Origin of the sequence: Streptomyces sp. GD-15H, from assembly GCF_045291515.1 — a bacterium.
Taxonomy (GTDB): Bacteria; Actinomycetota; Actinomycetes; order Streptomycetales; family Streptomycetaceae; genus Streptomyces.
In genome coordinates, this window is sequence record NZ_CP149447.1 from 5,804,700 (window position 1) to 5,825,115 (window position 20,416).

The 20,416-nt window shown below is 72.0% G+C and carries 14 protein-coding genes, 2 tRNA genes and 3 pseudogenes; 16 read left to right on the forward strand and 3 right to left on the reverse strand.

All coding sequences use genetic code 11. The features are described 5' to 3' along the window. Window positions 1-34 precede the first annotated feature (34 nt). The 8 genes from nadD (at window position 35) to WJ438_RS27395 (ending at window position 4,855) form a co-directional block, all read left to right on the forward strand. Window positions 35-805, forward strand: a complete 771-nt coding sequence (nadD, locus tag WJ438_RS27360) for a nicotinate-nucleotide adenylyltransferase (protein WP_406727577.1) — start codon at window positions 35-37, stop codon at window positions 803-805. Window positions 806-821: 16 nt separating this feature from the next. Beyond that, window positions 822-2,624, forward strand: coding sequence for an LCP family protein (locus WJ438_RS27365; RefSeq protein WP_406727578.1), 1,803 nt, complete (start codon window positions 822-824; stop codon window positions 2,622-2,624). A gap of 118 nt (window positions 2,625-2,742) precedes the next feature. Further along, complete coding sequence (gene rsfS / locus WJ438_RS27370; RefSeq protein ID WP_406727579.1) at window positions 2,743-3,201, forward strand: ribosome silencing factor; 459 nt, start codon at window positions 2,743-2,745, stop codon at window positions 3,199-3,201. Further along, window positions 3,192-3,863, forward strand: coding sequence for a histidine phosphatase family protein (locus tag WJ438_RS27375; RefSeq protein ID WP_406727580.1), 672 nt, complete (start codon window positions 3,192-3,194; stop codon window positions 3,861-3,863). Before rsfS ends, WJ438_RS27375 begins: the two co-directional genes overlap by 10 nt. Before the next feature lie 78 nt (window positions 3,864-3,941). After that, window positions 3,942-4,014, forward strand: a tRNA-Ala gene (locus WJ438_RS27380). 237 nt (window positions 4,015-4,251) lie between these two features. Next, a complete protein-coding gene (locus WJ438_RS27385; RefSeq protein WP_406727581.1) occupies window positions 4,252-4,425 on the forward strand; it encodes a hypothetical protein in 174 nt (57 codons plus the stop codon). A gap of 3 nt (window positions 4,426-4,428) precedes the next feature. After that, on the forward strand, window positions 4,429-4,662 hold the full coding sequence (locus WJ438_RS27390) for a hypothetical protein (protein WP_406727582.1): 234 nt from the start codon (window positions 4,429-4,431) through the stop codon (window positions 4,660-4,662). Window positions 4,663-4,782: 120 nt separating this feature from the next. After that, window positions 4,783-4,855, forward strand: a tRNA-Ala gene (locus WJ438_RS27395). 125 nt (window positions 4,856-4,980) lie between these two features. Here the strand turns inward: WJ438_RS27395 and WJ438_RS27400 are convergent. Both WJ438_RS27400 and WJ438_RS27405 read right to left on the reverse strand, forming a co-directional pair. Then, window positions 4,981-6,588 carry a ferredoxin gene (locus tag WJ438_RS27400; RefSeq protein WP_406727583.1) on the reverse strand — a complete coding sequence of 536 codons (1,608 nt, stop codon included), beginning with the start codon at window positions 6,586-6,588 and terminating at the stop codon, window positions 4,981-4,983. Window positions 6,589-6,922: 334 nt separating this feature from the next. After that, window positions 6,923-8,202: pseudogene (locus WJ438_RS27405) on the reverse strand (cytochrome b/b6 domain-containing protein). Between the two features lie 567 nt (window positions 8,203-8,769). On the opposite strand from WJ438_RS27405, the pseudogene leuS reads away from it, so the two are divergent. The 8 genes and pseudogenes from leuS to holA all read left to right on the forward strand — a co-directional run bounded on the left by leuS (window position 8,770) and on the right by holA (window position 19,666). Next, window positions 8,770-11,668 (forward strand): annotated as a pseudogene (gene leuS / locus WJ438_RS27410) (leucine--tRNA ligase). Between the two features lie 158 nt (window positions 11,669-11,826). After that, window positions 11,827-12,564, forward strand: coding sequence for a hypothetical protein (locus WJ438_RS27415; RefSeq protein WP_406727584.1), 738 nt, complete (start codon window positions 11,827-11,829; stop codon window positions 12,562-12,564). A gap of 95 nt (window positions 12,565-12,659) precedes the next feature. Further along, complete coding sequence (locus WJ438_RS27420) at window positions 12,660-13,505, forward strand: DegV family protein (protein ID WP_406727585.1); 846 nt, start codon at window positions 12,660-12,662, stop codon at window positions 13,503-13,505. Window positions 13,506-13,996: 491 nt separating this feature from the next. Then, a complete protein-coding gene (locus WJ438_RS27425; protein WP_406727586.1) occupies window positions 13,997-14,758 on the forward strand; it encodes a helix-hairpin-helix domain-containing protein in 762 nt (253 codons plus the stop codon). Beyond that, complete coding sequence (locus WJ438_RS27430) at window positions 14,755-17,406, forward strand: ComEC/Rec2 family competence protein (protein WP_406727587.1); 2,652 nt, start codon at window positions 14,755-14,757, stop codon at window positions 17,404-17,406. Before WJ438_RS27425 ends, WJ438_RS27430 begins: the two co-directional genes overlap by 4 nt. A gap of 4 nt (window positions 17,407-17,410) precedes the next feature. After that, a pseudogene (locus WJ438_RS27435) lies at window positions 17,411-18,342 on the forward strand (arylamine N-acetyltransferase). 30 nt (window positions 18,343-18,372) lie between these two features. Next, on the forward strand, window positions 18,373-18,618 hold the full coding sequence (locus tag WJ438_RS27440) for a hypothetical protein (RefSeq protein WP_406727588.1): 246 nt from the start codon (window positions 18,373-18,375) through the stop codon (window positions 18,616-18,618). A gap of 58 nt (window positions 18,619-18,676) precedes the next feature. Next, the gene (holA, locus tag WJ438_RS27445) at window positions 18,677-19,666 is read left to right on the forward strand and encodes a DNA polymerase III subunit delta (protein WP_406727589.1); all 990 of its coding nucleotides are present in this window, start codon (window positions 18,677-18,679) and stop codon (window positions 19,664-19,666) included. A 271-nt stretch (window positions 19,667-19,937) separates the two neighbouring features. On the opposite strand, the gene rpsT is transcribed toward holA, so the two are convergent. Then, window positions 19,938-20,204: a 30S ribosomal protein S20 gene (gene rpsT, locus WJ438_RS27450; protein WP_406727590.1), complete on the reverse strand. Its 267-nt coding sequence runs from the start codon at window positions 20,202-20,204 to the stop codon at window positions 19,938-19,940. Window positions 20,205-20,416 lie beyond the last annotated feature (212 nt).

Genomic DNA, 20,416 nt, shown 5'->3' on the forward strand with positions numbered 1-20,416 from the left:
GGGTCGCCATGTTGGGCCGGTAGGGTCTGCACGCATGGGAGAGCAGGACATGCCTGTCGGTCCGGCGAAGGACACGGGCGGGGAGTCGACCGAGGCGACCACCGAGGTCACGACCGGGTCCGGGGCCGAGGGCACGGCCGCGCGACCGGCGAGCGGCGCCGAGCACCGTCCGGCGCCGCGCCGGGGCGGAGGACCGGGCAGCGACACGGCGAAGCCGGGCAAGCGCCGGCTCGGTGTCATGGGCGGCACCTTCGATCCGATCCACCACGGGCACCTGGTGGCGGCCAGCGAGGTCGCCGCGCGATTCCACCTCGACGAGGTGGTCTTCGTCCCCACCGGGCAGCCGTGGCAGAAGAGCCACCGGGTGGTCTCCGCGGCGGAGGACCGCTATCTGATGACGGTCGTCGCGACCGTCGAGAACCCGCAGTTCTCGGTGAGCCGTATCGACATCGACCGCGGCGGGCCCACCTACACCGTGGACACCCTGCGCGATTTGCACGCGCTCAATCCCGACACGGACCTGTTCTTCATCACCGGTGCCGACGCCCTCGCCCAGATCCTCACCTGGCGGGACAGCGAGGAACTGTTCTCCCTGGCGCACTTCATCGGCGTCACCAGGCCCGGCCACCATCTGACCGACGCGGGCCTGCCCGAGGGGGGCGTGTCGCTCGTCGAGGTTCCCGCCCTGGCCATTTCCTCGACGGACTGCCGTGCGAGAGTCGCCAAGGGAGATCCCGTCTGGTATCTGGTGCCGGACGGGGTCGTGCGCTACATCGCCAAGCGTGAGCTGTACCGCGGCGAGTGAGCCGAGAGGGGCACCGGTGAACGACCGATACGACGCGGGATACGGCGAGGGCGGGGACGACCCGTACGGGGTCGTCGGCTACGACGAGTACGGCCTGCCCGTCTACCGCCAGGCCCAGATCCAGGCCCAGCAGGCCCCGCGGCAGCCGTACGACCCGTACCAGCAGCAGGGGCGGCAGGACCAGTACCAGCAGTACCAGGACCAGTACGGGGACGGCCGGGGCCAGGAGCAGCAGGGCTACGGCTACGACTACGACCCGTACGCCACAGGCGGCCGGCAGCAGCCCCAGCAGCCGTACGACCCCTACGGGGCCCAGGGCGCACCCGCCCCCGGCGCCTACGACCCCTACGGCGCCACCCCGCAGAGCGGCGGGACGGCACCGGCGTACCACCCCTACGGGGACTCCCACGGGCAGACCGCGCACGGCGGCACCGGGCAGCAGCCCCGGGTCGCCGAGCAGACCGCGCACATCCCGCGCCAGCCCGGCCCGGCCGACGACGAGACCGGCCACGTCGGCCCCACCGCCGACTCCGAGGCGCCCGAACGGGACTACCGCACCGAGCAGTTCGCCTTCGTCGAGGAACCGGACGGTGACTCCGAGGACGTCATCGACTGGCTGAAGTTCACCGAGAACCGCACCGAGCGCCGCGAGGAGGCCAAGCGCCGCGCACGCAGCCGGATCGTCGCCCTCGTCGTGGTCTTCGCGCTGGTCGCGGCCGGCGGCGTCGGCTACCTCTGGTACGCCGGGAAACTGCCCGGCCTGACCGGCTCCGACGCCGGCACCGGCACCACGACGGCCGCGGGCGCCCAGAAGCGGGACGTCATCGTCGTCCACCTGCACGACACCAAGGGCGGCGGCACCGCCACCGCGCTGCTCGTCGACAACACCACCACCAAGCAGGGCACCACCGTCCTGCTGCCCAACTCCCTGGCCCTCGCCGCCGACGACGGCACCACCACCACGCTCGCCAAGTCGGTCGAGGACGACGGCTCCGGCGGGACCCGGACCGCGCTCGACACGGCCCTCGGCACCGACATCGAGGGCACCTGGCGGCTGGACACGCCCTACCTGCAGAACCTCGTCGACCTGGTCGGCAACATCGACATCGACACCAACGCCGACGTGCCGGACCCGGACGCCGAGAAGAAGGGCGAGGCCCCTCTCGTCAAGAAGGGGAAGAGCCAGACCCTCACCGGCAAGACGGCCGTCGCCTACGCCACCCACCGCGCCTCCGGCGAGGCGCAGAACGCCCAGCTGGAGCGGTTCGGGCAGGTCATGCAGGGGGTGCTGCGGAAGATGACCTCCGACGCGGGCGCCGCGACGACCACCATCCAGACCCTGGGGCAGATCATCGAGCCGCCCCTGACCGACAAGGATCTCGGCTCCTTCCTCGCCCGGCTCGCCGACCTCGCCAAGGGCGGCGACCACAAGACCGCACTACTACCCGTGCAGGAGGACGGCACGCTCACCGCCGAGACGAGCGACAGCGTGGTCAAGGAGGTGCTCGGCGGCACGGCGAAGAGCCCCGACAAGGACGCCGCCGTCAGCGTCTCGGTGCGCAACGCCACCGGTGTGGAGGACAACACCGAGAAGGCCCGCGTGGTGCTCCTCAACGGAGGCTTCACCTTCCTGAAGGGCGGCGCGGCCACCGCGGCGGCGACCTCCGAGGTCGTCTACGCGGACGCCGCCGACAAGGAGAGCGCCACCGAGGTCGCCAAGACCCTGGGGCTGCCCACCTCCTCCGTCACCAAGGGCGAGGTCTCCGCGAACGCCAGGATCTCGGTGGTCCTCGGCCAGGACTACGAGCCCGGCACCTGACCGGCCGGGGGTGCGCCACCGGCGGCCCCCGGCCGGGCGCGCCCCCGAAACGCGTGGGGCGCGCCCGGCGGTCCGTGAGACCCTTGGAGGCAACCGACCGCCGAGCGAAAGCCTTGTAGTGACCGCAACCGACCGTTCCATCGAGCTCGTCACCGCCGCCGCCCAGGCGGCCGCCGACAAGCTCGCGCACGACATCGTCGCCTACGACGTCAGTGACGTGCTGTCCATCACCGACGCCTTCCTGCTGGCCTCCGCGCCCAACGACCGTCAGGTCAAGTCGATCGTCGACGAGATCGAGGAGCGGCTCGGCAAGGAACTCGACGCCAAGCCGGTCCGCCGCGAGGGCGACCGCGAGGCCCGCTGGGTCCTGCTCGACTACGTCGACATCGTCGTCCACGTCCAGCACAGCGAGGAGCGGGTCTTCTACGCCCTGGAGCGGCTGTGGAAGGACTGCCCCGAGCTGGAGCTGCCCGCGGACGCCGTGGCGACCCGCGGCAAGGCCGCGGAGCACGCCCGGCAGTTGGCGGCCGACGAGGCCGCCGCGCAGGCCGCGGAGCCGGATGGTGAGTGGCGGTGAGCGCCTCCGGTCAGGTGCCCGGGCCCGGCCGGGGCCGCCGCGTCATCCTGTGGCGCCATGGCCAGACCTCCTGGAACGTGGAACGCCGCTTCCAGGGCAGTACCGACGTGGAGCTCACCGAGACCGGCGTCGCCCAGGCCCGCCGGGCCGCGCGCCTCCTCGCGGGCCTCAAGCCGGACGCGATCATCGCCTCCGACCTGAAGCGGGCCGCGCACACCGCCGCGGAACTCGCCGCGCTCACCGGTCTGGAGCCGGTTTACGACGAGGCCCTGCGAGAGACCTACGCGGGCGTCTGGCAGGGCCTGACGCACGACGAGATCATCGCCAGGTACGGCGACGAGTACACCGCGTGGAAGCTCGGTGAGCCGGTGCGCAGGGGCGGCGGCGAACTGGAGACCGAGGTCGCCGACCGCGCCGCTCCCGTGGTGCTCCGGCACACCGAGAAGCTCCCGGACGGCGGCACGCTCGTGGTGGTGAGCCACGGCGGCACGATCCGTACCACCATCGGCCGGCTGCTCGGGCTGGACCCGCGCAACTGGGAGGGCCTCGGCGGGCTCACCAACTGCTGCTGGTCCGTCCTCGGCGAGGGCGCCCGCGGCTGGCGGCTGCTGGAGCACAACGCCGGCACCCTGCCGGAACCGGTGCTCGGCGACGACGACTGACCGGGGCCCGGATTTCACTTTCCGGCAGGTCGCAGGCTAAAGTTCTTCTTGTTCGCCCGCCGAGCGGGAAGAACACTCGGGGCTATAGCTCAGTTGGTAGAGCGCCTGCATGGCATGCAGGAGGTCAGGAGTTCAATTCTCCTTAGCTCCACAGATGGGGTGCTGGATCAGGAGATCCATCGCTTCACACGACGAAGATCCCGTCCTCAATACGAGGGCGGGTTTTTTCGTTGTTCCTGGTTGAGCGGTCCGGGGCCGACAGGCGTATACCTCTACGAGGCGCCGATCCGTGTCCCGAACGGTACCCCGGCGTCGCTGACCGTCTCGGTCCGGTCGTGGCAGAATCAAACGACCGGAAGGGGGCGCGGCCCGACGGGAGGGAGCTGTGATGCCTGCGAGCATCCACGGGGAGGTCGACCACCTCCTCGGCGGGGTGTTGACACGACGGACCTCGACCCGCCACCGCAGTCCTTCCTGCGGTTCTGCGCACGCCGCCCAAGTCCTCGGCGACAACGGCGTTATCTCCTACGTGTGCACGGCCCGCGGCCACAGCTGGAGCTGAGTGATGGGTGCGCACAGGCGAAGGTGTGACTGGTGCGGCAGCGGGACGCCGATCGTCCGGGACATGGAACCGGTCCATCCCGACTACCAGTACTGGTGCGAGGAGTGCGCGCGGGCGCTGATCATAAAGGGCGACCCGATCGAGACGTACCGCGAACTCGAGGGCGAACCGATCTACGGCCGGCTCCTGGAGGAGCACTGCACGCTCAAACGCTTCTATTCGTTCGTGACCGCGTGACCGCGTGATCGCGTGACAATGCGGACGGAACCGGGCGCAACGGAATCGATTTGGTGTTGGGCCCGGATGACCGTGTAAAGTTGGCTTCGCCGCCGGGGCGACCGGGCGGGAGTAAAACCTGGGGCTATAGCTCAGTTGGTAGAGCGCCTGCATGGCATGCAGGAGGTCAGGAGTTCAATTCTCCTTAGCTCCACAGCAGTCGAGGGCGGATCATCCGAAGGGATGGTCCGCCCTCGACGCGTTGTGGGGACGGTGTGCGGCCCGGAGAGGGGTCAGTGCGGGGCACGCCCCGAGGGGCGTGCCCCGCACTGACCCGTGTCAGCGGCCCAGTGCGCGCCGGCCGCGCCCCTGGGAGAGGACCGGCAGATTGCGGGAGGGGGCCTTGGACGCGGCCCCCTCCTCGATGCGCAGGGCCAGTGCCGGACAGCGGCGTACCGCGCGCAGCGCCTTGTCCTCGGCGCGGCGCGGCACCTGGGCCTGAGCGACCGTCGGGAAGCCGTCCGCGCCGAGCTGGAAGACCTCCGGGAGGAGGTCCGCGCACAGGCCGTGGCCCCGGCACAGCGTCCAGTCGACGAAGATCTCCTGGCGGCTCGGACCGTTCTCCTCGCCGCCGCCGCCCGGGATGCCCGTAGGGGTCTGCCCGCCCTCGAAGAGCGGCAGGACGCCCTCCACGGGCCGCCCGCAGCCGTTACCCATGACATGGGCGGCGAGGTCGTCGGTGAACGCCTTGACGGTCGACTCCAGGAACATCGCGGAGCCGTCCGGGTGCGAACACGCGCCGCGCCGCTTCACGTTCTTGGCGACCTGCTTGACCGCCTCCAGGGCGGCCGGTCCGCCGCCGTTGAGGATGTCCTCCAGACCGCGCGCGGCGGCCGGCAGTCCCAGGTAGCACGGGCCGCACTGGTTGGCGCTCTCCTCGGCCAGCCACTTCGCCACCATCAGTGACTCGCCCAGCGGACAGGTGTTCTGACTGATCGGCAGGATCGCCCCCGCGCCGAGGGAGCCGCCCACCGCGTCCAGGGAGTTGCGGGAGACGACGGCCTCGTTGACGGTCGCCGCGTCGATCCACTTGCCGTGGTAGCCGCCGGTCAGCACGCCCTGCGGCACCGGCGGCGCCCCGGCGAGCTGCAGGACGTAGCGCAGCGGTACGCCCGTCGGGACCTCGATCACCATGGGGCGGGCGACCGCCCCGGACACCGTGAGCATGACGGTGCCGGGTTCGTCGTACAGGCCGGTGTTGCCGTAGCGCTCCGGGCCGATGCGGGCGGCGATGGCGAGCTGGGCGAAGGTCTCGGCGTTGGACAGCAGGGTGGGGGCGCCACCGACGCCGTTCTTCGAGGCGCTGGTCTTGCGGCCCGGCGGGATCGCAGGGCCGCCGTCGATGGATCGGATCAGTGAGGCCGCGGCGCCCGTGACCATCCGCACCGGGTTGCGCTGCACGCGGGCGCGCAGCGCGGACCGGCGCCCGTTGTTGAGGCCGCGTTCGGCCAGCGCGGCCTCCATGGAGCGCTGGGTGGACTCCCGGGTGACCCCCACCACGAGCGTGCGGGCACCCATGGCCTCGGCGCACAGCAGCGCGCCGTCCAGGATGAGATGCGGGGCACGGTTGATCAGCACCGTGTCCTTGCGGCAGGCCGGTTCGTCCTCGCTGCCGTTGACGACGACGACCGGCCGGACGCCGCGCTTGATCGCTGTCTCGGCGACCGAGCGCAGCTTCTTGTGGAAGGGGAAGCCCGCGCCGCCGCGGCCCCGGAGGTTGATGCGTTCAGAGAGCCGGGCGAGCTGTTCGCCGCCCAGGGGTTCGAGCGGCCCGTGCACCTTGAGGTGCATGGGGAGATCGAGCCGGTCGACAAGGTCGAAGCCCGACGTGAGCTGGGGGAGTCCGACGACGCGGACTTCGGGCACGTCGGGCAGGGCCTCGTTCACCTGACCTCCTTCGAGGATGCCGCGGCCTTCGGGCCGAGGTGGGAGCACTGCCCGCTTGCGGAGGAGATTCGAACCCTTACGGAGCAAGGCGAGAACGGTATTCTGCCTCTACGGCGGAACACCGCCCGTGTGATCCGGTGCAGTGCCTGCTGTGCGTGGCGAGGACCAAGCGGGCACACCGTGTCGAACGGGAACCGGGACGGCACACCCGGGCTTTGTTCGGCGAACCGGGCAGGTTCCGTCTCGGCCGGCGTGGAGGGAGGGGGACCTCGCAGGGCGCTGACCTGTGAGGCGTCCTGAGTCAGGAATTCCCCTGCTTCAGTTGGGGGAGGGTTCAATTGAAGCCTCCGGAAGGCGTGTTCCAAGGTTCGCCCGGACCCGGTGCGTCGAAGTCGTACGACGCACTGGGTGACGGGTCAGTGGCGGGACCGCTGTTGTACGTGTCACTCGGGTGGTACGTGCCGTAGAGGGGGTTCGACTCACCGGTGTCGTACACATCACTCGCGCCGTAGCCCGGTGCGGCCGAATTGTCGTAGGTCGGGATGCTGTATCCGGTGTCCTGGAGCGGGTCGTAGGCCGACGGCGGGGCCTCGCCGACCGGTGGCGGGGACGGGATGGGCCAGTTGCCCGAGGTGCTGGAGGGGCCGTCCATGCGTGACGCGCCCATGGGAGGTGCGTCCACGCGCGGGACGGCCTGGGTGGGCTGCATGTCCAGGGGCAGTTCCATGCGGGCGGTCTGGTCGGCGTAGAGGGGCTGCTGCGGCCGGGCCGGGGCGGACGGGGCCGAGACCGCGCGGTAGGCGGCCGCGAAGCCGTTCGCGGGTTCCGGGGTCGGCGCGACGCGTTCGGCGGCCTCGTACCGCGGCCGGGCCGCCGGCTGGGGCGCTCGGAACGGGACCGGGGGGCCCGTCTGCCGCCGTCCTCGTAGCCGGGAAGCGACGCCTCGGCCGACCGGGAGCGGCTCCCCTCCAGGGTGTTGCGGCCCGACTTGTCGGCGGTGCCGAGCAGGGCGGTGATCCGGTCGGCGACCTCGCGCCTGACCGGGTGCGGCGAGGCGCGCAGCACGAGGGCGCCCATGACGCCGAGGACGGACAGGCCGTACAGGATCAGGAAGATCGGCTTGGCCGCTCGACCCGCGTAGAGCCCGTGCACCAGCGCGGCGCACCAGGCCGGGTAGGCCAGCATGTGCATGGCGCGCCAGCGCGCCGCCACGGGGGCGGGCGAGGCGAAGCGGTTGCGCAGGATGCCGGTGATCGCCACGAAGATCATCAACATGCCGGCCAGAGTGCCCAGGCCGATCAGGAAGCTTCGGCCGGCGACCACCTCGTCGTCCGTGAGGGCCAGCCCGAAGGGCAGTACCGCGGCGATCCACGTGGTGTGGTCCAGGATCAGCTTGATGCCTATGTGCACCAGCAGGAAGAGGACCGAACCGACCGCGGTGGCGCGGTGCACGGCCTGCGCCAGGATGCGCTGGCGCGGGCCGAGCAGAACCCGGTCCTGGGCGACGAGCCCCCAGATCACCGAGCAGCTCAGGCAGACGAGCGACAGGACGCCCGCACCGAAGTCGAGGAACTCGAGGAACCAGTCGTCCGCCGTACTGTCGTCCGGCCTCACGCCCTACCTCCCCACGTCACGACGGAGAGCACGACGGCGAGCGGGTACGACTGACCGGCAGCCGACCGGCCCTGAACGGGCGGTGGGCTGCTGTCTGGACGAGGGTTCATGGGGAACTCCGAACGTTCGGGAGAAGCGGTCCCGGGCCGCACTCTAAACCTCGTACGTACCGAGGAGTACGGGTTTGAGTTATTGCGCTGTTATCAAAAGAAAATCCGGCTGTAGCGATGCCCTGTAGGGGGCGTTACGCGAAGTAACCTTTCACCGGGATTCAGGAGTGCCGGTGGGGCGGAAGGGCTCTCGGTGGGCTCTCGGTGGGCTCTCGGTGGACCCGTGGGCCCGGAAAGCGCGTCGCGGCGCGCCGCGGGCCTGCGGTACCCTGGCGCCATGCGTGCCGTACGCCTTCTGCTTAGCGGGCCGCGCTGATCAGTCCCGGCCACGAGCGAACCAGGTGGTCGGAATCGGCGCGGCGTCCCCTCCTGTGCGAGGGGATTTTTCATTTCCGGAAGCCCGAGGCCCGGAAAGCCGCAGCCGAAGGCGCAGACGATCGATGGAGCTTTGAGGACCATGAGCGAGACGAACCCCGCGGCCACCGCCCCTGTGTCGGCGGAGGCCGCGCCGCACCGCTACACGGCCGCCCTGGCGGCCGAGATCGAGGCACGCTGGCAGGACTTCTGGGACGCCGAGGGCACCTACGACGCGCCCAACCCGGGAGGCAACCTGGCGGGCGACCCGGAGAAGGTCGCCCGGCCCAAGAAGTTCATCATGGACATGTTCCCCTACCCCTCCGGTGCGGGACTGCACGTCGGCCACCCCCTGGGGTACATCGCCACCGACGTCTCCGCCCGGTTCCAGCGCATGACCGGTCACAACGTCCTGCACACCCTGGGCTTCGACGCCTTCGGACTGCCCGCCGAGCAGTACGCCGTACAGACCGGCACGCACCCGCGCGTGTCCACCGAGGCCAACATCGAGAACATGAAGTCCCAGCTGCGCCTGGCTGGGCCTGGGGCACGACCGGCGCCGGTCGTTCGCCACGATCGACCCGGACTACTACAAGTGGACCCAGTGGATCTTCCTGCAGATCTTCAACTCCTGGTATGACGACGAGGCCGACCGGGCCCGCCCGATCACCGAGCTGATCGCCGAGTTCGAGTCCGGTGAGCGCCCCGTACCGGGCCACACGCGCGCGTGGAGCGAGCTGAGCGAGGCCGAGCGCGCCGACGTCCTGGGCGAGTTCCGGCTGGCCTACGCCTCCGACGCGCCGGTCAACTGGTGCCCCGGTCTGGGCACCGTACTGGCCAACGAGGAGGTCACCGCCGAAGGCCGCTCCGAGCGCGGCAACTTCCCGGTCTTCAAGGCGAAGCTGCGCCAGTGGAACATGCGCATCACCGCCTACGCCGAGCGGCTGCTGGCGGACCTGGACGCCCTGGACTGGCCCGAGGCCATCAAGCTGCAGCAGCGCAACTGGATCGGCCGCTCCGAGGGCGCCCGCGTCGACTTCCCCATCGACGGCGAGCAGATCACCGTCTTCACCACCCGCCCCGACACCCTGTTCGGCGCCACCTACATGGTGCTGGCGCCCGAGCATCCGCTGGTCGAGAAGTTCACCCCGGCCACCTGGCCCGAGGGCACCCACGACATCTGGACCGGCGGCCACGCGACCCCGGCCGAGGCCGTCGCCGCCTACCGCGCGCAGGCCGCGTCCAAGTCCGACGTGGAGCGGCAGGCCGAGGCCAAGGACAAGACCGGCGTCTTCATCGGCTCCTACGCGACCAACCCGGTCAACGGCGAGAAGGTGCCCGTCTTCATCGCCGACTACGTCCTGATGGGCTACGGCACCGGTGCGATCATGGCCGTCCCGGCCGGCGACCAGCGCGACTTCGAGTTCGCGCGCGCCTTCGAACTGCCGATCCACTGCATCGTCGAGCCGACGGACGGCCGCGGCACGGACACCGCCACGTGGGAGGACGCCTTCGCGTCGTACGACGCGAAGATCATCAACTCGTCCAACGACGAGGTGAGCCTGGACGGTCTGGGCGTCGCCGAGGCCAAGGCGCGCATCACCGAGTGGCTGGAGCGCCGGGGCATCGGCGAGGGCACCGTCAACTTCCGGCTGCGCGACTGGCTGTTCAGCCGCCAGCGCTACTGGGGCGAGCCCTTCCCGATCGTCTACGACGAGGACGGCACCGCCCACGCCCTGCCCGAGTCGATGCTGCCGCTGGAGCTGCCCGAGGTCGAGGACTACTCCCCGCGCACCTTCGACCCCGACGACGCCGACAGCCTGCCCGAGACGCCGCTGTCGCGCAACGAGGACTGGGTCGACGTCACCCTGGACCTGGGCGACGGCCGCGGTCCGCGCCGGTACCGGCGCGAGACCAACACCATGCCCAACTGGGCCGGTTCCTGCTGGTACGAGCTGCGCTACCTGGACCCGCACAACAGCGAGAAGCTGGTCGACCCGGAGATCGAGCAGTACTGGATGGGCCCGCGCGAGGGCATGCCGCACGGCGGCGTCGACCTGTACGTCGGCGGCGCCGAGCACGCCGTCCTGCACCTGCTGTACGCGCGCTTCTGGTCCAAGGTGCTGCACGACCTGGGGCACGTGTCGTCGGCGGAGCCGTTCCACAAGCTGTACAACCAGGGCATGATCCAGGCCTACGTCTACCGCGACAGCCGCGGCATCGCGGTACCGGCCGCCGAGGTCGAGGAGCGCGACGGCACCTATCACTACCAGGGCGAGCAGGTCTCCCGACTGCTGGGCAAGATGGGCAAGTCCCTGAAGAACGCGGTCACTCCGGACGAGATCTGCGCCGAGTACGGGGCCGACACCCTGCGCCTGTACGAGATGGCGATGGGCCCGCTGGACGTGTCGCGGCCGTGGGACACCCGCGCGGTGGTCGGTCAGTTCCGGCTGCTGCAGCGGCTGTGGCGCAACATCGTCGACGAGGACACCGGTGAGGTGACTGTCGTCGACGTCGGGGACTCCGGCATCGACGAGGCCACCCTGCGGGCCCTGCACAAGGCGATCGACGGGGTGCGGCAGGACCTGGAGGGCATGCGCTTCAACACCGCCATCGCCAAGGTCACCGAGCTGAACAACCACCTGACCAAGCAGGGGGGTGCGGTGCCGCGTCCGGTCGCCGAGTCCCTGGTGCTGCTGGTGGCGCCGCTGGCCCCGCACATCGCGGAGGAGCTGTGGCGCATGCTGGGCCACACCGACTCGGTCGTCCACCAGGACTTCCCGGTCGCCGACCCGGCGTACGTGGTCGACGAGGCCGTCACCTGCGTGGTCCAGGTCAAGGGCAAGGTCAAGGCCCGCCTGGAGGTGTCGCCGTCGATCTCCGAGGAAGAACTGGAGAAGGTGGCGCTGGCCGACGAGAGGGTCGTCGCGGGGCTGGGCGGGGCCGGGATCCGCAAGGTGATCGTGCGGGCACCGAAGCTGGTGAACATCGTTCCGGCGTGACGCTGTAGCGCTGCGGGGCCGAGGAACAGCGGGCTCGGGGTAGTCCCCTACGGGCAGGTTCGGGGTTCTTCCGGAACTCCGAGCCTGCCCGTTGCGTTTACCTTTGAAGAGCGGCGCGGTGTGTGGCGGCAGGCCCCAGGGCCCGGAGGAGGAGACCAGTGGAAGCAGTGATCGCAGTGTTGGCCCTGCTCTTCGTGCTCTTCGTCGTGCTCGGCGCGTACGCCACCGTGAAGGTCGTCGGCGCCGCCAAGCGCAGTGCGGACCGTCACCTCACCCAGGCCCGCCGTACGGTCGAGGACCACACCCTGAAGGTCAAGTCCTTCGCCCAGACCGGCCCGGCCGGCGAGCTCGCCCAACTCAGGCTCACATTGCGGACGTCCATGCGTGCCACCCAGGACGCGCTGGAGGCCGGCGCCGCCGAGGACCAGTCCCTCAAGGAGTCCCTCGGCCTCTTCGAGCGGCTCAGCGCGCACGGGCACGAACTGGACGCCGAGCTCCGGCGCCTGGAGTCCGAACCGGACCGTGGCACCCTCGGCAAGCGGCTGCCCGGACTGCGCGAGCGCACCCACCGCATCGCACGGTCGGCGGACTCCCTGCGCTGGGCGGCCCGCGACCGCGCCCGCCACTTCGCGGACGACGACCTCGACTCCCTCAGCACCCAGATCGACATGGAGACCGGAGCCCTGCGGCACTGGACGACCACCGGGCAGCAGCCCGCCTCGGCGTCCGCCTCCGTGCCCCCGTCCGCCTCCGCGTCCTCCTCCCCCCGGCGCCTGCCCGAAGCACCGGCCGAGGACGCCCCGGCAGCCGATCCGGCCCGCCCCGCCATCACACCGCCCGGACCGCGCCCCACCTACCCCTGGCAGAAGAAGCCCCGTCCGGAGAGCACCACTTGATCCGGTTGATCCGGTCGCCGTGATCCGGCCACGATCCCGCCCGGCGCGCCGGTCCAGGCTGCCGGGGAGGCCGTACGCCAGGTAACCTCCAGCTCATGTCCCGCCATGTCGCCATCGTCACCGATTCAACGGCCTATCTTCCGGCCCGGACGAGGGAGCGGCACGGCATCACCGCGGTACCCCTGACCGTGGTCCTCGGCGACCGCGCGCTGGAAGAGGGCACCGAGATCTCCACCCGCTCCCTCGCCCAGGCGCTGCAGAAACGCCGCCCGGTGACCACGTCCCGGCCCGGCCCCGAGGTCTTCGCCGAGACCTACCGCAGGGCCGCCGAGTCCGGCGCCACCGGCATCGTCTCCCTCCACCTCTCCGCCGAACTCTCCGGCACCTACGACGCGGCGGTCGTCGCGGCCCGCGAGGCGCCGGTGCCGGTGCGGGTGGTGGACACCGGCATGATCGCCATGGCGCTCGGATTCTGCGCCCTCGCCGCGACAGAGACCGCGGAGGCGGGAGGCACCGTGGATGAGGCGGTCACGGCCGCGGAGAAGCGGGCGGCGGGCACCTCCGCGTACTTCTACGTCGACACCCTGGACTATCTGCGTCGCGGCGGACGCATCGGGGCCGCGCAGGCGCTGCTGGGATCGGCGCTCGCGGTGAAGCCGCTGCTCCAGCTGGCCGGCGGCCGCATCGAACCCCTGGAGAAGGTGCGCACGGCGTCGAAGGCCATCGCCCGCCTGGAGGAGATCGCGGCCGAGCGGGCGGGCGCCGCCGAGGTCGACATCGCCGTCCACCATCTCGCCGCGCCGGACCGTGCGTCGGCTCTCGCGGACCGGCTGCGCACGCGGCTGCCCGGCCTGGCCGAGCTGCATGTCAGCGAGGTCGGCGCGGTGATCGGCGCGCACACGGGACCCGGCCTGCTGGGGGTCGTGGTCTCGGCTCGCTGAGGAGCTGCCGGACCGGCTCGTCCGGGTGACGGAGTTGTCCACAACCGGGCAGTAATCCACGGGAATCAAGCAAGATCATCGCGGATGTGGTGGTCTGCCCGATCCTGCCGGCATGGCACTTCGATCACGTTCACACACAGCGACCGCGACCAGCGGGCCGGGCCGTGCACCCGCGTCCGACGGCCGCGCCCGTCACCGGCCAGGCCGCCGCCGGTAGGGAACCCGGGACAGGCGGCCGGGTACGGCACGGGTACCGGCACCGGGACCGTGACGCCTCGGCGGAAGAGCTTCGGCGCCGGGCGGAGGCTCTGTTCGGGGAGCGGGGCGGGGGCGTCAGGGGCGCCAGAGTCGTGCCGAGCTGGGCTGCGGGCGGCATGGGCCGGTCGGGGGCGCGATCCCGGAGGACCACGGTCGTGGCCGATGACGCCGTGGACTCTGCGGACTCTGTGGATGCCGCGGATGTGCGGACGCGGGAGGAGACCCCATACCTGATGGCTCCGAGCCCGGTGGATCTGGACCCGGTGGCTTCGGGGGAGCGGCGGCCGGCCGGTCGAATGGGGCTCGCGCTGCGCGAGCGGTTGCCGTTGTGGGCGCGGACGCGGTGCGGGTTGGAACGGCGGAGCGTGATCGCGTTGTCGGTGGTGCTCGTGGTGGCCGTGGGGTTCGCCGCACAGCACTTCTGGGGCGGGCGGACCCAGCCGGTGCGGGCACCGGAGGTGGTGGGAGCGGCCGTGCCCCGCGACGAGAGCCGACCGGCCGCCCCGGCCGGGGCGGCCGAACCCACCGACACGGGTACCGCGGGGACGGCGGCCCCCGAGATCGTGGTCGATGTCGGCGGCAAGGTGCGTGACCCGGGCGTCCACCGCCTCCCGGCCGGCGCACGGGTCGCGGACGCGTTGCGGGCGGCGGGCGGAGTACGCCCCGGAACCAAGACCGACGGCCTCAACCGGGCCCGCTTCCTCGTGGACGGCGAGCAGGTGATCGTCGGCGGCCCGGCACCGGTGGCAGGCCCGGGGCCTGTGGCGGGCGATACGGCCGGAACGGCGGGAGCCGGGCCCACGGCACCGGTGTCCCTCAACACCGCCACGCCGGACCAGCTCGAGACCCTCCCTGGCGTCGGCCCCGTGCTGGCCCGGCACATCATCGAGCACCGCACCCGGAACGGCGGTTTCCGCTCGGTGGACGAACTGCGGGAAGTGAACGGCATCGGCGACCGCCGCTTCGCGGACCTGCGGAATCTCGTACGGCCTTGAGGAGCCGGACGGCCACGGGTCGGCCGGCGCCCACCGTCACGGAGCACAGCGCCACGGAACCCACCGCCCGGCTGTCCGTGCACGCGACCTCCGGGAAGCGGCTCGGGGCCGCCCACCCGCGGCAGGAGGGACCGGCCGACCTTCGGCTCGTACCACCCGCGCTGGCCGCATGGTCCACGGCGGCGGTGATGCTGCACGCCCCGCCCGCCCGGGTACTGGGCACCGTGATCGCGTCCTTGGCCCTGGCCGCCGTTCTCCTCACCCTGCGAAACCGCAGGGTGGGACCGGGATGTGCGGGACGGGGACGTGCGCGTCTCTCCGGAGCCGCGGTGCTGCTCTGCGTCGCCGCTGCCGCTGGTTCGGCGGGCCTGCACGGTGCGGATCTGCGGCGCGGCCCGGTGCCGGAGCTGGCGCGGGAGTACGCCGCGGTGACGGCCGAGGTCGAGATCACCTCCGACCCCCGCCTGACCCGGCCCAGGACCGGCGGCAGCCGACCGGCCCCGACGGCCGTGCTCATCGAGGCCGACGTGCGCCGGGTGGAGCGGGCGGGGAGTGGAGCGGCGGTGGCGACCCGGGCCCCGGTGCTGATGATGGTCGACGCGCGTCCGGCCGGGGACGGTGCGCCGGACGGACGAGTACGGCCTACGGAGGAACGCTCACCGTGGCTCGGACTGCTGCCGTCCACCCGGCTGCGTATCGAGGCCCGGCTCGCGCCCGCGAGAGCGGGCGGTGACCGGTTCGCGGCCGTGCTGCGGGTCAAGGGCCGGGACGGACCGGAGAGGGTGGGGGAGCCGTCGGGACCGCAGCGGCTGGCGGGGCGGCTGCGGGCCGGACTGCGGGCGGCGACCGACGGGCTGTCGACGGACGCGCGGGCCCTGCTGCCGGGGCTGGTCGTCGGCGACACCGCACGCGTCACCCCGGAACTTGAAGAGGCGTTCAGGGAGACCGACCTCACGCACACCTTGGCCGTTTCCGGCGCCAACTTCACCATCCTCCTCGCCCTGCTCCTCGGCCCGCCGGGCCTGGCCCAGTACGCCGAGCGCCGTGGTCTCGCCGCGCGCCTCGGCATCCCGCTGCGGACGACCGCGCTGCTCGGCGGGGTGATCTCGCTCGGGTTCGTTGTCGTGTGCCGGCCGGATCCGAGTGTGCTGCGGGCCGCGGCCTGCGGATCCGTCGCGCTGCTCGCGCTCGCCACCGGCCGCCGCAGAGCGCTGATCCCGGCGCTGGCGACGGCCGTCCTGCTGCTGGTGCTCTACGATCCGTGGCTGGCCCGCACCTACGGCTTCCTGCTCTCCGTGCTGGCCACCGGCGCCCTGCTCACGCTCGCGCCGCGCTGGAGCATCGGCCTGCGACGGCGCGGAGTGCCGCCACGGCTCGCGGAGGCGCTGGCCGCCGCGGGTGCCGCGCAGGCGGTGTGCGCGCCGGTGGTCGTCGTACTGTCGGCGCGGGTGAGCCTGGTGGCGGTGCCGTGCAATCTCCTCGCGGAGTTCGCGCTCGCACCGGCCACCGTGCTGGGCTTCCTGGCGCTGGCCACCGCCCTGCCGGCGATACCGCTGGCGAAGGCGCTCGCCTGGTGCGCGAGTTGGCCCGTGGAGTGGATCGCGCAGATCGCCCGGACCGGGGCCGCGCTGCCCGGCGCCGGAGTCGACTGGCCGGGCGGCTGGGCCGGAGCGGCACTGCTCGGGGCGCTCACCCCGGTCGCGCTGCTGGTCGGCCGGAGGCTGCTGGGGCACCCGTGGTGGTGCGCGGTCTGCGCGCTGCTCCTGGTGCTCCTGGTGGTGCAGCCGCCGCCGCTGACCCGGGTGATCACGGGCTGGCCGCCGCCGGGCTGGCGGCTGGTGATGTGCGACGTGGGCCAGGGCGACGCGATGGTGCTGGCCGCGGGCGAGGACACCGGGGTGGTCGTGGACGCCGGTCCGGACCCTGCGCTGGTGGACCGCTGCCTGCGCTCCCTCGGCATCACCGCGGTCCCGCTGGTCGTGCTGACCCACTTCCACGCCGACCATGTGGCGGGCCTGCCCGGTGTACTGCGCGGACGCTCGGTGGGCGCGATCGCGACCACGGGGCTGGAGGAACCCGCGGAACAGGCCCGCTTCGTACGAGGACTCGCGGCCGCCCGTCACCTGCCGGTGACGCGTGCCGTCGCGGGGGAGCGGCGGCGCACGGGGGACCTGTCCTGGGAGGTGGTGTGGCCACCCCCGAGCCCCCGGCAGCCCGCAGCGCCCACGACTCCGCAGCCCTGGCCCCCGCAGTCCCGGCCCCCGGAGCCGGAGGGACCGAACGACGCCAGCGTGGCCATGCTCGTCCGGACGGCGGGCCTGCGCCTGCTGCTGCTCGGCGACCTGGAACCGCCGGCCCAGCGGGCCCTGGCGAGGTCGCCCGTGGCGGGGCGACTGGCGGACGTCGACGTCCTGAAGGTCGCCCACCACGGCTCGGCCTTCCAGGATCCCGGCCTCCTGCACCGGGTGGCACCCCGGCTGGCGCTGATCTCCGCGGGCCGCGACAACACCTATGGCCACCCGGCCCCGACCACGCTCGCCGCCCTGCGAAACGCCGGCACCGCGGTACTGCGGACAGACCGCGACGGCGCGATCGCGGTGCTCGGCGACGAGAACGGGAGGGGAGGACTGCGAGTGGCGCGACACTGAGGGCATGAGGGAAGCCGCGCACGACGAAACGAACGAAGAAGCGACCCCGAGCCCGGACGCGGGCACGCGGGCGGGCACCGACGCCGGTCCGGACGCGGCGGCGGTCGATGCCTATCTGCGGCGGCTGGGTGTCGAGCGACCGGCCCGGCCCACCGTCGAGGCGCTGCGCGAACTGCACCTGCGCCATCTGCGGACCGTGCCCTTCGAGAACCTCTCGGTCCACCTGGGTGAGGAGATCGTGCTCGACGGGAAACGGCTGCTGGACAAAGTGGTGCGCGACCGGCGAGGCGGCTTCTGCTACGAACTCAACGGAGCCTTCGGCACATTGCTCACCGCCCTCGGGTACGGGGTCACCCCGCTCGCCGCGCGGGTGTACGGCGACGAAGGACGGCTCGGCATCCCGTACGACCATCTCGCCCTGCGGGTACGGACCCCGGACGGCGGCGACCTGCTCGCCGATGTCGGGTTCGGGGCGCACTTCCTGCTGCCGCCGGCGTTCGGGGAGCGGGAGGAGCAGGAGGACCCCGGGGTACGTTCCGGATCACCGAGGCGGCGCCGGACGCGGCCGGGGTGCGCGGTGGTCATGACGTCCATGACGTCGACCCGGTCGCGGACCTGGACGTGCTGCGGGACGGGAAGCGGGTGTACCGGCTGGAGCAGCGCCCGAGGGTGCTCGGCGACTTCGTGGCCGGGGCGTGGTGGCACAGCACCTCGCCGCAGTCGCATTTCACGCGGTCACTCGTCTGCTCACGGGTCACCGAGGACGGAGGGAGGATCACGCTCAGCGGCCGCAAGGTCACCGCGACAGCGGGGGACGGTACGCGTGAGGAGCGGGAGTTGGGGACGGACGAGGAGGTGCTCGCGTGCTACCGGGACCGGTTCGGAATCCGCCTCGCCCAGGTGCCGACTGTGAGAAATCCCCACCAGGTCAGCTGATCGGGACCAGCTGGGTTTTTAATGGCCGACGTGAGCGATGTGAGACATGTGCTGGTGCTGCCCGACCGCGAGGCCGCGGAAGCGGTGGCGGAGGAGCTGGGCGAGCGGTTCGGCGTCGACGAGGAACCGCGGCTCGTACGGGACGCCCTGGCCGGCGAGGACGACGCCGAGGACGCCCAGTGGCTCGTCGTCCTGCGTGACGAGGGGGGACGGCTGGACCCCGGGGCACTGGACGAGTTCGCGGCGGAGTGGGAGGGCTGGCGGGAAGAGCCCTGAGCCGGGGCCGTGCTGCCGGGAACCCTCGTTGTCAGTGGTGCGTGGGATGCTTGCCGCGATGGCCAGGAAGACAGCTCAAGACGACCCTCTCGCCCCGGTGACGCTCGCCGTGGGCCAGGAGGACCTCCTGCTCGACCGTGCCGTGCGGGAGGTGGTGGCCGCCGCGAAGACCGCCGACGCCGACACGGACGTACGTGACCTCACCCCGGACCAGCTCCAGCCCGGCACCCTCGACGAGCTGACCAGTCCGTCGCTCTTCGCCGAGCGCAAGGTCGTGGTCGTACGCAACGCGCAGGACCTGTCGGCCGACACCGTCAAGGACGTGAAGGCGTATCTCGGGGCGCCCGCCGAGGAGATCACCCTCGTGCTGCTGCACGCGGGCGGCGCCAAGGGCAAGGGACTGCTCGACGCGGCGCGCAAGGCGGGGGCGCGGGAGGTGGCCTGCCCGAAGATGGCGAAGCCGGCCGACCGGCTGGCCTTCGTGCGGGGCGAGTTCCGGGCCGTCGGGAGATCGGCCACACCGGAGGCGTGCCAGTCGCTGGTCGACGCCCTCGGCAGCGATCTGCGGGAGCTGGCCTCGGCGGTGTCCCAGCTGGCGGCGGACGTCGAGGGGACCATCGACGAGGCGGTCGTCGGCCGGTACTACACCGGGCGGGCCGAGGCATCGAGCTTCACGGTCGCCGACCGCGCGGTGGAGGGACGGGCGGCGGAGGCGCTGGAGGCGCTGCGCTGGTCGCTGGCGACAGGGGTGGCGCCGGTGCTGATCACCAGCGCGCTGGCCCAGGGCGTACGGGCGATCGGAAAGCTGTTGTCGGCGCGCGGCGGCAGATCGGCCGATCTGGCGCGGGAGCTGGGCATGCCGCCGTGGAAGATCGACCGTGTGCGGCAGCAGACGCGGGGCTGGACCCCTGACGGAGTGTCCGTCGCGCTGCGGGCCGTGGCAGAGGCGGACGCCGGGGTCAAGGGCGGCGGGGACGATCCGGAGTACGCCCTGGAGAAGGCGGTCGTCACCATCGCGCGCGCGGCGCGGTCGCGGGGACGGGCGTAGGGCGTAGGACCTGGCCGGCGGGCGGCGGCAGCCCCTGCCGGGCGTGGCAGCTCGACGACCCCGGCCGACCCCTGCCCGTGCCGATGGCCCCCACACAAGCCGAGGACCCCGTCCGTCACCCGGGGAAGGGTGGGCGGACGGGGTCCTCGGTCGAAGCACGGAGCTCGTACCCGCGTGGCGAACGCAGGCCGCGTACGAGCTCGGGTTGCCGGTCGGGGGCGGAGAGAGAGGGCCCGCCCGGGTCCTTCCGGCGATCAGATCAGAGAGCGGTTCAGCCCTTGAGGGACGCGACCTTCAGCGCCAGCGCCGACTTCTTGTTGGCGGCCTGGTTCTTGTGGATGACGCCCTTGGAGACGGCCTTGTCGAGCTGACGCGCGGCAATGCGCTGGTACTCGGTGGCCTTCTCGGCGTCGCCCGCGGCGACGGCCTCGCGAGCCTTGCGGATCGCGGTCTTCAGAGAGGACTTGACGGCCTTGTTGCGCAGCCGGGCCTTCTCGTTGGTCTTGTTCCGCTTGATCTGGGACTTGATGTTCGCCACGAATGAGCCTCTACAGGTTCTGGCACGGGGCCGCAGGGGTCCCGCACCGGTGAATGCTTTCCGATGTGTCCCGCACCGAGAGGGCAAGAGACACAGCCCCCCACATTACCAGCGGCCCGATCGGTGGCCCAAACCCGTCTCCCGGCCCCCACCCGGGCGACGGCGTCCGGGGGAGCTCGCCCCGCACCCGTGGGACGATGGAAGCTACGTAT